Genomic DNA, 13,536 nt, shown 5'->3' on the forward strand with positions numbered 1-13,536 from the left:
AGCAGTATGGATATCACAGAACTCCTCGCCTTCAGCGCCAAACAGAACGCCTCCGACCTGCACCTCTCCGCCGGCCTGCCGCCGATGATCCGCGTGGACGGCGATGTGCGCCGCATCAACCTGCCGCCGATGGAGCACAAGCAGGTACACGGCCTGATCTACGAGATCATGAACGACAAGCAGCGCAAGGACTACGAGGAGTTCCTGGAGACCGACTTCTCCTTCGAGGTGCCCGGCGTGGCGCGCTTCCGTGTCAACGCGTTCAACCACAACCGCGGCGCCGGCGCCGTCTTCCGGACCATTCCCTCCAAGGTGCTGACCATGGAGGACCTGGGCATGGGCCAGGTGTTCAAGCAGATCGCAGACACACCGCGCGGCCTGGTGCTGGTGACCGGTCCCACCGGCTCCGGTAAGTCCACCACCCTGGCGGCGATGATGGACTACATCAACGACAACAAGTACGAGCACATCCTCACCATCGAGGACCCGATCGAATTCGTACACGAATCCAAGAAGTGCCTGGTCAACCAGCGCGAGGTGCACCGCGACACCCACGGTTTCGCCGAGGCGCTGCGCTCGGCGCTGCGTGAAGACCCGGATATCATCCTGGTGGGCGAATTGCGCGACCTGGAGACCATCCGCCTGGCGCTGACCGCGGCCGAGACCGGCCACCTGGTGTTCGGCACCCTGCACACCACCTCCGCCGCCAAGACCATCGACCGTGTCGTGGACGTATTCCCGGCCCAGGAGAAGGCCATGGTGCGCTCGATGCTGTCGGAATCCCTGCAGGCGGTGATCTCGCAGACGCTGCTGAAGAAAAACGGCGGCGGCCGCGTGGCGGCGCACGAGATCATGCGCGGCACCCCGGCGATCAGGAACCTGATCCGCGAGGACAAGGTCGCGCAGATGTACTCCGCCATCCAGACCGGCGCCAGCGTCGGCATGCAGACCATGGACCAGTGCCTGCAGGACCTGGTGGAGCGCAGAATCATCAGCCGCGAAGTCGCGCGCGAGAAGGCCAAGATGCCGGAGAACTTTTAACCTGGCGTTGAAATTATTCATCCATGAATGATTTCAACGTCGCCCGTAAAACATTGGCGCAGTTGCGCGGAACTGCTGATGTTTTACGGGCTCGCGCCGGCTTTGCCGGCGGCGGCACCTCCTTGTGCCGCACATCCGTGCCCGTCGCCACCCGGTGCCTGGCGAGCCATTTAACGAAGAATAAAGTGCGGTAACAACACAATTGGATGACGCGAGTCCTGTGGCGAGATAACCAGCCCCTTACGAAGCACAGAAATACAAATAGAAGGCCGGGCACCGGGTGCGGGTTTTCAGGATCGTCGGCAACAGGGACGTTGCCGACGAAGCGTACAGGGATGTATTCACAGCGGTCCTGAAAACCCGCACCCGGTGCCCGACCGCCAGCGGACCCGTAAAAAACAAGCCCCTGAACCAGAAAAGAGCGAACACCCAAAGCGGTAAATAAAAAATGGAAATCGAAAGACTCCTGCAACTCGTCGTCGAGAAAGGCGCGTCCGACCTCTTCATCACCGCCGGCGTACCGCCGTCGATCAAGGTGCACGGCAAGGTGGTGCCCGCCAGCAGCACGGCGCTGACGCCGGAGAAGGCGCGCGAGCTGGTGGTCGGCATCATGAACGAGAAACAGCGGCGCGAATTCGCCGAGAAAAAGGAGCTGAACTTCGCCATCGCGGTGCGCAACACCGGCCGCTTCCGCGTGTCCGCCTTCTTCCAACGCAACCTGGTGGGCATGGTGCTGCGCCGCATCGAAACCAAGATTCCCACCATCGACGGCCTGGGCCTGCCAGACGTGCTCAAGGATCTGGCGATGACCAAGCGCGGCCTGATCATCTTCGTCGGCGCCACCGGCACCGGTAAGTCCACCTCGCTGGCGTCGATGATCGGCCACCGCAACGAGAACTCCAAGGGCCATATCATCACCATCGAGGATCCGATCGAGTTCGTGCACCAGCACCGCGGCTGTATCGTCACCCAGCGCGAAGTGGGGCTGGATACCGAATCCTTCGAGGTGGCCCTGAAGAACACCCTGCGCCAGGCCCCGGACGTGATACTGATCGGCGAGGTGCGCTCGCGCGAAACCATGGACCACGCCATCGCCTTCGCCGAGACCGGCCACCTGTGCCTGTGCACCCTGCACGCCAACAACGCCAACCAAGCCCTGGACCGCATCATCCACTTCTTCCCGGCGGACCGCCACGAACAGCTGTGGATGGACCTGTCCCTGAACCTGAAGGCGATGGTGGCCCAGCAGCTGGTGCCGACCCCGGACGGCGACGGCCGCCGCGCCTGCCTCGAGATCATGATCAACACCCCGCTGATGTCGGACCTGATCCGCAAGGGCGAGGTGCACAAGATGAAGGAACTGATGAGCCGCTCCACCGAACAGGGTATGCAGACCTTCGACCAGGCCCTGTACGAACTCTACGACCGCGGCGAGATCACCTACGAGGACGCCCTCGCCCACGCCGACTCCGCCAACGACCTGCGCCTGATGATCAAGCTCAAGTCCGAGTCGGACGCCGAGTACCTGAACAGCGCGGCCGGTGAGCTGAGCCTGCAGAACGACTCCGAATACGGCGACGGCGGGCCGCAGCTTTACTGAGTGAATCGCCAAGCAAGCGCTCCACAGAGCAACCTGCAGGAGCCTGCTTGCAGGCGAACGGAGCAGCGCTCTGCAACCATTCGCCTGCAAGCGGGCCCCGGCGTGGCTTTTTTCACGTCCGGCCTCAGCAGATCTCGGCGATCAGATCCCTGATACCGGGCAGCATGCGCCGGCTGACCAGCGGCTGTTCATCGACGCCGCTGAGTTCCACCCGGTAGTTGCTGCCCTCCCTGCGCAGACCGCTGATAAACGCCACCGCCACCAGCGCATTGCGGTGCACACGCACGAAACGCTCGCCGAACTCGCTCTCCAGCTCCTTCAGCGATTCGTCCAGGATCGTCTCGCCGCGATCGTGATGGGCGACCACATATTTGCTGTCGGCGACAAAGCAGCGGATCGAATCCACCTCCACCAGCTCGACGCCGCGGCGGCTGATCGCCTTGATGCGGCGGCGGCCGGGCTCTTCGGTTTGCTGCTGCAGCAGCTGCCGCTGCGGTTTGCTGAGCCTCTGCACCTTTCCGATCGCCTCGCCCAACTGTGCGGCACTGACCGGCTTCAGCAGATAGCCCGCGGCGGCGGTGGCGAAGGCGGGCAGCGCGAACTGGTCGTGGGCGGTGCAGAAGATCAAAGCCGGCGGCGTCTCCCGCTCGGACAGGCGGCGCGCCAGCTCCAGGCCGCTGTCGCCGGGCATTTCGATATCCAGCAGCACCAGATCCGGATCCAGCCTTTCCACCTGCGCCAGCGCCTCGTCGGCGTCGGCCGCCTCGCCGAGCAGCGCGCAGTCGGGCAGCCGCTCCAGCTGCCGCGCCAAACGCGCGCGCGCCAGGGGTTCGTCGTCGACGATCAGGACTTTCAGTGGATTCACGCCAGCGCCTCCTCTGCCTGCTGTTTCCGCTCCTCTGACTGCCCGAGCGGCAGTTGCAGTTGTACCCGGTAGCGGTCGCCGTCGCGGCCGGCGGAGAAGGTGAAGCGGTTGCCGTAGTGGGCCGCCAGGCGCTGGCGGATATTCTCCATCGCCATGCCGTTGCCCTCCCGCGGCGCCTCCGCATCGGGCACCGGGTTATCGATACAGAGCCGCAGGCGACCGCCGTCGGATTCGAGGCGCAGCGCAATTTCGCCGCCGGCGCGCAGCCGCGCGACGCCGTGCAGCACCGCGTTTTCCAGCAGCGGCTGCAGCAGCATGCTCGGCACCTGCAGCTGCTCCAGCCCATCGGCGATTTGCCAGCGGGTTTGCAGCCGCTCGCCGAGGCGCAGGCGCTCGATTTCCAGATAGCGCCTGGCCAGCGCCAGCTCCTGCCCCAGCGGCACCAGCCGCGAATCGGCCAGGCTGGCGCGGAAGAGCGCCGACAGGTCCTCGACCAGCCGCTCGGCCCGCTCCGGGTCCACCGCGATCAGGCTGGCGAGGCTGTTCATGCTGTTGAACAGGAAATGCGGGCGTATGCGCGACTGCAGCGCATCTATGCGCGCCCCCAGCTCCGCCCGCTGCTGATTGCGCAGCTGCTGCTGCACATAGGCGTAGCGCAGCACCACACCGGCGCATATCGCACCGAGCAGACAGTCGCCGAAAAAGCGCCAGTAGTCGAAGGGGGATTGGGACAGCAGCGCCCGCCACCAGTGCTGGGCGCCCATCACGACCAGCAGCACCGCCAGCACCGCGGCGAAGCTGAGGCCGCCGGCCAGCTTGTGGGGCAGCCGCGCCAGCTGCGGGCGCAGCCGGCACAGCAGCGCCGCCGAGGGCAGTATCACCCACTGCACCGTCATCGACACCAACCCCAGCCGCTCCCAGCTGAACTCGCGCAGTCCGTCCACCGCCAGCACCAGCACCAGCGCCAGCAGCTCGCCCATCAACACCAGCGCGGCCAGCGCCGACACACCACAGAGGTCCGGCAGAAAGGGGGTTTGCGCGGGGCGCGCAGAATCTTTGCCATTTGCGGCAATTTCGCGAATTTGCTGCGCTATAATGCCGGCCGGCCTGGGGGAAGACATACCACTTGTTATTCTTGATGTTCCCGGAATCAGACCGGGAAGATACCACCAGCGCTGCCGCCTTTCACCCATTCAGCTGTCAGGGACACCATGAGCAAAGACAACACCTCCTCCAACCCCGCCGCCAAGCTCTGGGGCGGCCGCTTCTCGGAAGCCACCGACGCCTTCGTGGAAAGGTTCACCGCCTCGGTGACCTTCGACCAGCGCATGGCGCTGGAGGATGTCCAGGGCTCCCTGGCCCACGCGCAGATGCTGTCGGAGGTGGGGGTACTGACCGAGGACGAGTACCGGCAGATACAGGGCGGCCTGCAGGATATCGCCGCGGAGATAGAGGCCGGCGAATTCCCCTGGTCCGTGCAGCTCGAAGACGTGCATATGAATATCGAGGCGCGCCTGACCCAGCGCATTGGTGCCACCGGTAAGAAGCTGCACACAGGCCGCTCGCGCAACGACCAGGTCGCCACCGATATTCGCCTGTGGCTGCGCAACCGCATCGACCAGATAGGCGCCGAACTGACCCGCCTGCAGACCGGCCTGGTGGATCTTGCGGAGCGCGAGGCGGACACCATCATGCCCGGCTTCACCCATTTGCAGAGCGCACAGCCGGTAACCTTCGGCCACCACCTGCTGGCCTGGAACGAAATGCTCGCCCGCGACTACGAGCGGCTGATGGACTGCCGCAAGCGGGTCAACCGCTCGCCGCTCGGCGCCGCGGCCCTGGCCGGCACCAGCTACCCGATCGACCGGGCGCGCACCGCCGAGCTGCTCGGCTTCGACGCCCCCACCGAGAATTCCCTCGACTCGGTCAGCGACCGCGACTTCGCCATCGAGTTCTGCGCCTTCGCCGCGCTGCTGCTGACACACCTGAGCCGCGCCAGCGAAGAGCTGGTGCTGTGGACCTCGAGCCAGTTCGACTTTATCGACCTGCCGGACCGCTTCTGTACCGGCTCCTCGATCATGCCGCAGAAGAAGAACCCGGACGTGCCGGAACTGGTGCGCGGCAAGACCGGCCGCGTCAACGGCCACCTGATCGCACTGCTGACGCTGATGAAGAGCCAGCCGCTGGCCTACAACAAGGACAACCAGGAGGACAAGGAGCCGCTGTTCGACGCCGCCGACACGGCGCTGGACTGCCTGCGCGCCTTCGCCGATATGGTGCCGGCGCTGAAGGCGAAGAAAGAAAACATGCTCGCCGCCGCGGCGAAAGGCTTCTCCACCGCCACCGACCTGGCGGACTATCTGGTGCGCAAGGGCGTGGCCTTCCGCGATGCGCACGAGATCGTCGGCCAGTCGGTGTCCTTCGCGATCGAACAGGGAAAAGATCTGGCCGAGCTGAGCCTGGCGCAGCTGCAGCAGTTCTCCGAGCAGATAGGCGAGGATGTGTTCGAGGTGCTGACCCTGGAGGGATCAGTGGCGGCGCGGGACCATATCGGCGGCACCGCGCCGAGGCAGGTGCGCGCGGCCTGCGCGCGGGCGAGGGAGCTGATTGCCGCGCGCTGAGCCGGCGGATGCGCTGCGCTTATCCGCCCTACACAATTGAACGAATTTGTAGGAGCGGCCCATGGCCGCGATCAGTGGACCAGGACTCTCTGGAACCCGATCGCGGCCATGGGCCGCGCCTACAAGGGGACTATTGATCCAACCCCAGGGAAACCGGCTCCCCCTGCTGCTCGCTCAGTACGCGGTCCAGCAGCGCCGGCAGATCCTCGCCGGTGGTGGTGCACTTCCAACCCGGGTTTTCAAATTTCAGATGGTAACCGCCGGACCTGGCCGCCACCCAGAGTTCGCGGTTGGCGGACTGCCGGGAGAGGATCACCTGGCTGCCGTTGTCTTCCAGTGTCAGGGTCAGTACCGCATCGGTGCGCTCGTAATCGATATCCCAGTCGCATTCGTCGAGGGCGTCTTCGATCGCGATCAGGGTGCGCTCGACAGCCGCATCGTATTCCGCTTGGCTCATAATTTGTTACTTCTGTTACGGGTGTGCTGAACTGAACAGCTGGCTATACTAGCAGGCTTTTCCCGATTATCGCCCCAAGAAACTGAGCCGCAGGAAGCCCGCGATGTTCAAAAAACTTTTTACCACCCTCGCCCTGTTGATCGCCGGCGGAATGCTGGGTGCCTGCGGCCAGAAAGGCCCCCTGTATCTGCCCCAGGCCCCCGCCGCGCCGGCGCAGCCCGGCGCCGCAGCGGCGGTGCCGGCTTCCGCCGAAACCGCGCCAGAAGAAGCGCAATCGACGCAGCCGCGCGATGCAAACGGGGAGCCGGCAGCGGAAAAATGAGTGAATTCAACTATCGCGACGGCAGCCTCTGGGCGGAAGGGGTTGCGCTGCAACAGATCGCCGAGCAGTTCGGCACCCCCACCTATGTCTACAGCCGCGCGCACTTCGAAAACCAGTACCTGGCCTACGCCGATGCGCTCGGCGATCACCCGGGGCTGATCTGCTACGCGGTCAAGGCCAACAGCAACCTGGGCATACTTTCGCTGCTGGCGCAGCTGGGGGCCGGGTTCGATATCGTCTCCGGCGGCGAACTGGAACGGGTGCTACTGGCCGGCGGCGACCCGTCGCGCATCGTGTTTTCCGGCGTCGGCAAGACCGCGGAAGAGATGCGCCGCGCCCTGGACGTCGGCGTGCACTGCTTCAATATCGAATCGGAGGCGGAACTCGAGCGGCTGCAACTGGTGGCCGCCGAGTGCGGGCGCGTGGCCCCGGTATCCCTGCGCGTCAACCCGGACGTGGACGCCAAGACGCACCCCTATATTTCCACCGGCCTGAAGGAAAACAAGTTCGGCATCGCCATAGAGGCCGCGCCCGGCGTCTACCGCCGCGCGGCGCAATCGCCGCACCTGAAGGTCATCGGCGTCGACTGCCATATCGGCTCCCAGCTGACCGAGATTGCCCCCTTCCTCGATGCGCTGGAGCGGCTGCTGGTGCTGGTAGACCAGCTGGCCGCCGACGGCATTCAGCTGGAACACCTGGATCTGGGCGGCGGCCTCGGCGTGCGCTACCGCGGCGAGGAGCCGCCGCCGGTGGCCGACTACCTCGGCGCGGTGAAGGCGCGCCTCGGCGGGCGCCAGCTGGGCCTGGTGCTGGAACCGGGGCGCTCCATCGCCGCCAACGGCGGCCTGCTGCTGACCCGGGTCGAATACCTGAAGCGCACCGAGGAGCACAACTTCGCCATCGTCGACGCGGCCATGAACGACAACCTGCGCCCGGCCCTGTACCAGGCCTGGCAGGACATAGTGCCGGTCACGCCCGGCGGCGGCGACAACGAGATCTGGGATATAGTGGGCCCCGTGTGCGAAACCGGCGACTTCCTCGGCAAGAACCGCTCCCTGGCCCTGCAGCAGGGGCAGCTGCTGGCCATGCTGTCCGCCGGCGCCTACGGATTCACGATGAGTTCAAACTACAATAGCCGCCCGCGCGCCGCGGAAGTGCTGGTGGACGGCGACAGGAGCTACCTGGTGCGCGCCCGCGAGACCCTGGCGGATTTAGTGCGCGGCGAGAGCCCGGTACCCGAAAGACGGGGACTGGAGAAGAACACCGTAGCTTGATGCGAAGGCACTGATGCCGGTAGCAGGGCCACCACGGCACTGGCTTACAGGGAATGGATTGAGAAACAGCATGCGCGTTAAATTCACCAAAATGCACGGCCTCGGCAACGACTTCGTCATGCTCGACGGCATCAGCCAGCGAATCAAGCTGTCGCCGGAGAAGATCCGCCACCTGGCGGACCGCCACCTGGGCGTCGGCTGCGACCAGGTGCTGCTGGTGGAATCCCCGCGCACACCTGACGCGGATTTCCGCTACCGCATCTTCAACGCCGACGGCGGCGAGGTGGAGAACTGCGGCAATGGCGCGCGCTGTTTCGCCCGCTTCGTGCGCGAACGCCGCCTGACCGGCAAAAAGCGGCTGCTGGTGGAGACGGCCGCCGGCATGCTGCAGCTGAACCTGCTCGACGGCGACCAGGTCGGCGTCGATATGGGCGCGCCGATACTGGAACCGGCGCAGATCCCCTTCGCCGCCGATATCCGCGCCGAGACCTATCCGCTGGAAGTGGACGGCGAGGTCTACACCATCGGCGCCGTATCCATGGGCAATCCCCACGCGGTGCTGCTGGTGGACGACGTCGACAGTGCGCCGGTGGACAGCCTCGGCGCGAAGATCGAGCGCCACGAGCGCTTCCCGCAGCGGGTCAACGTCGGCTTCCTGCAGATCGAGTCCCGCGCGCGCGCGCGCCTGCGCGTGTTCGAGCGCGGCGTCGGCGAGACCCGCGCCTGCGGCACCGGCGCCTGCGCGGCCATGGTGTCCGCGCGGCTGCGCGACCTGGTCGACGACACGGTGGAGATACGGCTGCCCGGCGGCAAGCTGACAATCCACTGGAGCGGCCCCGGGCAGCCGGTTACCATGACCGGACCCGCGACCACCGTATTCCACGGGCAGATAGTGCTTTAATCCAGGATGGGCGGCGCGAAGCGCGCCCATCAAAACCGCAGACGATGGGCAGGTCGCTTCGCCCCTTTGCCCATCCCACAAGTCAAGCGAGCAATGACAGAACAAAGCGACGCCACCCGAACCCCAGAAGACGCCGCCACCGGCAGCCAGGAAACGCAGCGCGACAAGAAGCTGCTGGCGCGACAGGTAGCCCGCTACCTGATCCAGAATCCGGACTTCTTCGCCGAGCACATGGACCTGCTCGAGACCATCAAGCTGCCGCGGGAAAACGGCAGGACGGTGTCGCTGATGACGCACCAGACCAACCTGTTGCGCGAGCGCAATATCGAGATGCGCCAGCGCCTCGACCAGCTGCTGCACAACGCCCGCGACAACGACCAGCTGTTTCTGCACAGCCGCCGTCTGATACTGGCACTGCTCGAGGCCGACAACGTCGGCGAGGCCACGCAAGCCCTGTACAGGAGCTTCGCCGACGACTTCGGGGTGGAATTCACCGGCCTGACCCTGTTCGGCCCCCTCCCCCCCGGGCGGGGATCTCAGGGTCGCGCCGCGCTGGGCCAGGTGCGCACCAGCTCGCGCGCCGCGGCCGAGAGCGCCATCGGCTCGATACTGCGCAACGGCCGCACCGTCTGCGGCGTGCTGCGCCCGGCGGAGAAGGAATACCTGTTCGGCGACGACGCGGACAGAGTCGCGTCGGCCGCGGTGGTGCCGCTGGCCAATCAACTGGGCGTGCTCGCGGTCGGCTCCGCCGATCCGCAGCACTACCGCTCCAGCCTCGGTACCCTGTTCCTGTCCTATATCGGCGAGGTGCTCGAACGCCTGCTGCCGCGCCTGCTCGAACCCTGAGTCCGCGCGAAGCGCCTGGTTGTGGCTTTTGCTGGCGGGATCTGTCGGAGCCTGCCCTGCGCGGACCGGCTCCCACAGGCCCTAGTCGACACTAAATGGGGCGGCTGCCGTACTTGGGTTGCGGCTTGCGCGGGGGGTCGGCGGTGACATCGGGATCTATCTCGCTGATGGCGCCGCCGCTGGAGAGAAACGCCTCGATATCCGCACTCAACTGGCTCCTGGCCCGCTGGCGGGAGGTGATACTGCGCTCCTCGGGGAAGTCCTCGCCGTCTTTGCTGCGAGAGTTGTTGCCCTGACCTTCGTATACATCGCTCATAACAGAAACCCTGTAACTGCTACTCCTGTTACAGAGGCGTACCCCTGTGCCGCCTTTTCCTGCGGCGTTAACAAGATTGAAAACAATTCGCCATAGGCGATGGTTTACCGGGTGCTTGTCAGCAAGCCGCGGCGAATAATATATAGGCACTGCGCACAGCCGCCGCCAGCCGCTGGCGGGCCTGCGCGTAGAGTTTTTTGTTGCGGACGGCGGCGGGGATATTGCGGATCGTTATAGGAATTCCGGCGCCAATTCGGCGCGGAGAAAAAATACCAAAGCTGCGGCGGGACAGGGGCGTCGTCGACTACTCTGCATAGGTTAAAAATAAAAAAAGCCCCCAAAAGGGGCTTTTCAAACATTGGCGGGCTTTTCAGCCGCCGCCTGTGAGGCTGCAAGCGGTTGCGCTTACACCGCCTCGCTGCCGGTCTCCCCGGTGCGGATGCGGATCACTTCCTCCAGCGCGGTGATAAAGATTTTGCCGTCACCGATCTTGCCGGTCTGCGCGGCCTTGGTGATGGCCTCCACCGCGCTGTCCACCATGCTGTCGTCCACCGCCAGCTCCAGTTTGACCTTGGGCAGGAAGTCCACGACGTATTCGGCGCCGCGATAGAGTTCTGTGTGGCCCTTCTGGCGCCCGAAGCCTTTCACCTCGGTTACCGTCATACCCTGCACACCCACTTCCGACAGCGCGGTGCGCACGTCGTCCAGTTTGAAGGGCTTAACCACGGCCGTTATCAATTTCATCTTCTGTATATCCCCTGATTTGTTGTTTCTGCGGGAGTCTCGCCCGGAGCGCCGGCCGATACCGTGGCCGGCGGCGATTCAGGGCAGTTATTTGCCCATAAATTCCGGGTAAGCTTCCATTCCGCATTCCACCAAGTCAACACCCTGTTGCTCCTCGTCGTCGCTGACGCGGATACCGGTGATCTTCTTCAGCAGGAACCAGACCGCGAAGGAGGCGGCGAAGACCCAGGCGAAGATGGTGGCGGCGCCGATCAGCTGGCCGCTGAAGCTGGAGCCGTCGTTGGTGACCGGCACCAGCAGCAGACCCAGCAGGCCGACCACGCCGTGCACCGAAATCGCGCCCACCGGATCGTCGATCTTCAGCTTGTCCAGGGTCACGATGGAGAAGACCACCAGCACACCGCCGAGGGCGCCGAACAGGGTCGCCTGCAGAGCGGTCGGAGTGGAGGGCTCGGCGGTGATGGCCACCAGGCCGGCCAGGGCGCCGTTCAGCAGCATGGTCAGGTCGGCCTTGCCGAACAGGACGCGCGCGGTGATCAGCGCGGCCACGGCGCCGCCGGCGGCGGCGGTGTTGGTGTTCAGGAACACCATGGCCACAGAGTGCGCATTGGCGGCATCACCCAGCTTCAGCACGGAGCCGCCGTTGAAACCGAACCAGCCCATCCACAGGATAAAGGTACCCAGCGTCGCCAGCGGCAGGTTGGCGCCGGGAATCGCGTAGACCTCGCCGTTGGGGCCGTACTTGCCCTTGCGCGCGCCGAGCAGCAGCACGCCGGCCAGGGCCGCGGCCGCGCCGGCCATATGCACTATGCCGGAGCCGGCGAAGTCGGAGAAGCCCAGATCACCCAGGTTGTACAGGCCGAATACCTCCTTGCCGCCCCAGGTCCAGGAACCCTCCAGCGGGTAGATGAAACCGGTCAGCAGCACCGCAAAGGCGAGGAAGCTCCACAGCTTCATGCGCTCGGCCACGGCACCGGAGACGATAGACATGGCGGTGGCCACGAACACCACCTGGAAGAAGAAGTCGGAGGCGCCGGAGTAGACGGAGTCGCCGTCAAAACCGTTTTCCGCCGAGCTGGCCAGCACACCGTCCAGATCAAATGCCTCTATGCCGTCGAGCAGGAAGCCTCCGCCGTACATGATCGCGTAGCCAGTCAGCAGATACATGATGCAGGCGATCGCAAACAGCGCCACGTTCTTGGTGAGAATTTCCGTGGTGTTTTTGGAACGCACCAGGCCGGCTTCCAGCATCGCAAAGCCGGCCGCCATCCACATCACCAGTGCGCCACACACGAGGAAATAAAACGTATCAATTGCGTACTGCAACTGAAAAATTTGATTTTCCATCTTTCGCTCCGTTAATCCCGAGTATCTCTGTGAAAAAATAGTTATTGTTTAAATCGCCTCTGCACCCGTCTCGCCGGTGCGTATACGGATCACCTGCTCCAGGTTGCAGACAAAAATCTTGCCGTCGCCGATCTTGCCGCTGTGTGCGCCCGAGCCGACTGCCTCGAGTACCGCGTCCAATTGCCCGTCCTCCACCGCGATCTGCAACATGGTCTTGGGCAGAAAATCCACCACATACTCGGCACCGCGATAGAGTTCGGTGTGCCCTTTCTGTCGGCCGAAGCCCTTGACCTCGCTGACGGTAATGCCGCTGACGCCGGCCTCCGCCAATGCGTCGCGCACCGCGTCCAGCTTGAAGGGTTTGATGATTGCTGTGACCAGTTTCATCGGTATTTCCCCTTAAAAGATGGCCCCGCCGCAAAAGCGGGGCTGACGATTACCAGGTGTAGGTGGCTCCGGCGATGACGGAGGGCTCACACCAGTCCAGTCCGTAGCACTCGCTGTCGCTGATATCCGTGCCGACCAGTGCAGCACTCAGACTCAGACCGCCGAACTCCTTGCCGACGGTGAGCGAGTAATCGATGTAGGAATCCGACTCGAACAGGAAGCCCTCGTCGTCGAACAGGTTTGCGCCCACGTGCAGATCCAGGCTCACGTCCGCCGGCAGCGCGAAGCTGTACTCCGCATAGGGGTAGTAGAAGACGCCGGTCTCGGCCCAGTAGTCGGTGCTGTAGGCGAAGCCCAGAGTCAGGTCGGAAATGCTGAGGCTGCCGTAGATTTCCTGGTAGTCCTCGTCGCGGTCGCTGCCGTGATAGGCGTAGTAGATGTAGCCGATGTCGTAGCTGAGCGTCTCGCTGATCTCGCCGCTGTAACCGCCGTAGAAATCCTGTTCATAGTCGGTTTCATCGGCGCCGTAGGCGAAATCCACCTGCGAGCCCCAGGTGCCCAGATAGAAGCCGCCGCCGAATTCCAGGTCCACACCGCCCTGCAGCGCGGGGCCGCCGTCGGTCTGGGAAATGCCGCGGAACTTGTAGTCGCTGACAAGGCCCAGATTGACGCTGAAGCTGGGGCCGGCCTCCTGTGCCTGGGCAGCGGCAACGCCCAGTGCCAGGCTTGCAGTGGTCAGAACAGCGGCGATTTTATTGTTGGTGATTCCCACTTTGATTCTCCTAAGTCTCTGTGAATTTCTCGTCGTCGATTTT

15 protein-coding genes are annotated in these 13,536 nt (G+C 64.4%); 7 read left to right on the plus strand and 8 right to left on the minus strand.

Features of this window, described 5'->3' with window-relative positions:
- Nucleotides 1–6: 6 nt before the first annotated feature.
- Nucleotides 7–1,041 (plus strand): type IV pilus twitching motility protein PilT, encoded by a 1,035-nt coding sequence (locus ACXAF3_RS00105; protein WP_475110266.1) that lies wholly within the window; start codon nt 7–9, stop codon nt 1,039–1,041.
- 448 nt (nt 1,042–1,489) lie between these two features.
- Nucleotides 1,490–2,641: a PilT/PilU family type 4a pilus ATPase gene (locus ACXAF3_RS00110; protein WP_475110267.1), complete on the plus strand. Its 1,152-nt coding sequence runs from the start codon at nt 1,490–1,492 to the stop codon at nt 2,639–2,641.
- 124 nt (nt 2,642–2,765) lie between these two features.
- Here the strand turns inward: ACXAF3_RS00110 and ACXAF3_RS00115 are convergent, their stop codons facing one another.
- Together ACXAF3_RS00115 and ACXAF3_RS00120 are read right to left on the minus strand one after the other, a co-directional pair.
- Nucleotides 2,766–3,506: a LytR/AlgR family response regulator transcription factor gene (locus ACXAF3_RS00115; protein WP_475110268.1), complete on the minus strand. Its 741-nt coding sequence runs from the start codon at nt 3,504–3,506 to the stop codon at nt 2,766–2,768.
- Nucleotides 3,503–4,513 carry a sensor histidine kinase gene (locus tag ACXAF3_RS00120; protein WP_475110269.1) on the minus strand — a complete coding sequence of 337 codons (1,011 nt, stop codon included), beginning with the start codon at nt 4,511–4,513 and terminating at the stop codon, nt 3,503–3,505. The genes ACXAF3_RS00115 and ACXAF3_RS00120 overlap by 4 nt, the downstream gene beginning before the upstream one ends.
- Nucleotides 4,514–4,717: 204 nt before the next feature.
- On the opposite strand from ACXAF3_RS00120, the gene argH reads away from it, so the two are divergent.
- On the plus strand, nt 4,718–6,127 hold the full coding sequence (argH, locus tag ACXAF3_RS00125) for an argininosuccinate lyase (protein WP_475110270.1): 1,410 nt from the start codon (nt 4,718–4,720) through the stop codon (nt 6,125–6,127).
- A 130-nt stretch (nt 6,128–6,257) separates the two neighbouring features.
- On the opposite strand, the gene cyaY is transcribed toward argH, so the two are convergent.
- Nucleotides 6,258–6,584 carry an iron donor protein CyaY gene (cyaY, locus tag ACXAF3_RS00130; protein WP_475110271.1) on the minus strand — a complete coding sequence of 109 codons (327 nt, stop codon included), beginning with the start codon at nt 6,582–6,584 and terminating at the stop codon, nt 6,258–6,260.
- A gap of 103 nt (nt 6,585–6,687) precedes the next feature.
- Here cyaY and lptM point away from each other — a divergent pair, with 103 nt between their 5' ends.
- From lptM to ACXAF3_RS00150, 4 genes are all read left to right on the plus strand, one after another.
- Nucleotides 6,688–6,906 carry an LPS translocon maturation chaperone LptM gene (lptM, locus tag ACXAF3_RS00135; protein WP_475110272.1) on the plus strand — a complete coding sequence of 73 codons (219 nt, stop codon included), beginning with the start codon at nt 6,688–6,690 and terminating at the stop codon, nt 6,904–6,906.
- On the plus strand, nt 6,903–8,180 hold the full coding sequence (gene lysA, locus ACXAF3_RS00140) for a diaminopimelate decarboxylase (protein ID WP_475110273.1): 1,278 nt from the start codon (nt 6,903–6,905) through the stop codon (nt 8,178–8,180). The genes lptM and lysA overlap by 4 nt, the downstream gene beginning before the upstream one ends.
- Before the next feature lie 70 nt (nt 8,181–8,250).
- On the plus strand, nt 8,251–9,081 hold the full coding sequence (dapF, locus tag ACXAF3_RS00145; protein WP_475110274.1) for a diaminopimelate epimerase: 831 nt from the start codon (nt 8,251–8,253) through the stop codon (nt 9,079–9,081).
- A gap of 93 nt (nt 9,082–9,174) precedes the next feature.
- Nucleotides 9,175–9,927 carry a DUF484 family protein gene (locus ACXAF3_RS00150; protein ID WP_475110275.1) on the plus strand — a complete coding sequence of 251 codons (753 nt, stop codon included), beginning with the start codon at nt 9,175–9,177 and terminating at the stop codon, nt 9,925–9,927.
- Nucleotides 9,928–10,018: 91 nt separating this feature from the next.
- On the opposite strand, the gene ACXAF3_RS00155 is transcribed toward ACXAF3_RS00150, so the two are convergent.
- The 5 genes from ACXAF3_RS00155 to ACXAF3_RS00175 form a co-directional block, all read right to left on the minus strand.
- Entirely contained in the window at nt 10,019–10,243 is a 225-nt protein-coding gene (locus tag ACXAF3_RS00155; protein ID WP_475110276.1) for a hypothetical protein, read from the minus strand.
- A 405-nt stretch (nt 10,244–10,648) separates the two neighbouring features.
- Nucleotides 10,649–10,987 (minus strand): P-II family nitrogen regulator, encoded by a 339-nt coding sequence (locus ACXAF3_RS00160; RefSeq protein ID WP_043319767.1) that lies wholly within the window; start codon nt 10,985–10,987, stop codon nt 10,649–10,651.
- 87 nt (nt 10,988–11,074) lie between these two features.
- On the minus strand, nt 11,075–12,334 hold the full coding sequence (locus ACXAF3_RS00165; protein ID WP_475110277.1) for an ammonium transporter: 1,260 nt from the start codon (nt 12,332–12,334) through the stop codon (nt 11,075–11,077).
- Nucleotides 12,335–12,382: 48 nt separating this feature from the next.
- A complete protein-coding gene (locus tag ACXAF3_RS00170) occupies nt 12,383–12,721 on the minus strand; it encodes a P-II family nitrogen regulator (protein ID WP_475110278.1) in 339 nt (112 codons plus the stop codon).
- 49 nt (nt 12,722–12,770) lie between these two features.
- A complete protein-coding gene (locus ACXAF3_RS00175) occupies nt 12,771–13,493 on the minus strand; it encodes a TorF family putative porin (RefSeq protein ID WP_475110279.1) in 723 nt (240 codons plus the stop codon).
- Nucleotides 13,494–13,536 lie beyond the last annotated feature (43 nt).

Source organism: Microbulbifer sp. ABF4_143 (genome assembly GCF_056160225.1).

Excerpts from the sequence above, each read along its gene's own strand:
- ACXAF3_RS00105 (WP_475110266.1), top strand. The coding sequence starts at position 7 with ATGGATATCACAGAACTCCTCGCCTTCAGCGCCAAACAGAACGCCTCC.
- ACXAF3_RS00110 (WP_475110267.1), top strand. The coding sequence starts at position 1,490 with ATGGAAATCGAAAGACTCCTGCAACTCGTCGTCGAGAAAGGCGCGTCC.
- argH (WP_475110270.1), top strand. The coding sequence starts at position 4,718 with ATGAGCAAAGACAACACCTCCTCCAACCCCGCCGCCAAGCTCTGGGGC.
- cyaY (WP_475110271.1), bottom strand. The coding sequence starts at position 6,584 with ATGAGCCAAGCGGAATACGATGCGGCTGTCGAGCGCACCCTGATCGCG.
- lptM (WP_475110272.1), top strand. The coding sequence starts at position 6,688 with ATGTTCAAAAAACTTTTTACCACCCTCGCCCTGTTGATCGCCGGCGGA.
- lysA (WP_475110273.1), top strand. The coding sequence starts at position 6,903 with ATGAGTGAATTCAACTATCGCGACGGCAGCCTCTGGGCGGAAGGGGTT.
- dapF (WP_475110274.1), top strand. The coding sequence starts at position 8,251 with ATGCGCGTTAAATTCACCAAAATGCACGGCCTCGGCAACGACTTCGTC.
- ACXAF3_RS00150 (WP_475110275.1), top strand. The coding sequence starts at position 9,175 with ATGACAGAACAAAGCGACGCCACCCGAACCCCAGAAGACGCCGCCACC.
- ACXAF3_RS00155 (WP_475110276.1), bottom strand. The coding sequence starts at position 10,243 with ATGAGCGATGTATACGAAGGTCAGGGCAACAACTCTCGCAGCAAAGAC.
- ACXAF3_RS00160 (WP_043319767.1), bottom strand. The coding sequence starts at position 10,987 with ATGAAATTGATAACGGCCGTGGTTAAGCCCTTCAAACTGGACGACGTG.
- ACXAF3_RS00165 (WP_475110277.1), bottom strand. The coding sequence starts at position 12,334 with ATGGAAAATCAAATTTTTCAGTTGCAGTACGCAATTGATACGTTTTAT.
- ACXAF3_RS00170 (WP_475110278.1), bottom strand. The coding sequence starts at position 12,721 with ATGAAACTGGTCACAGCAATCATCAAACCCTTCAAGCTGGACGCGGTG.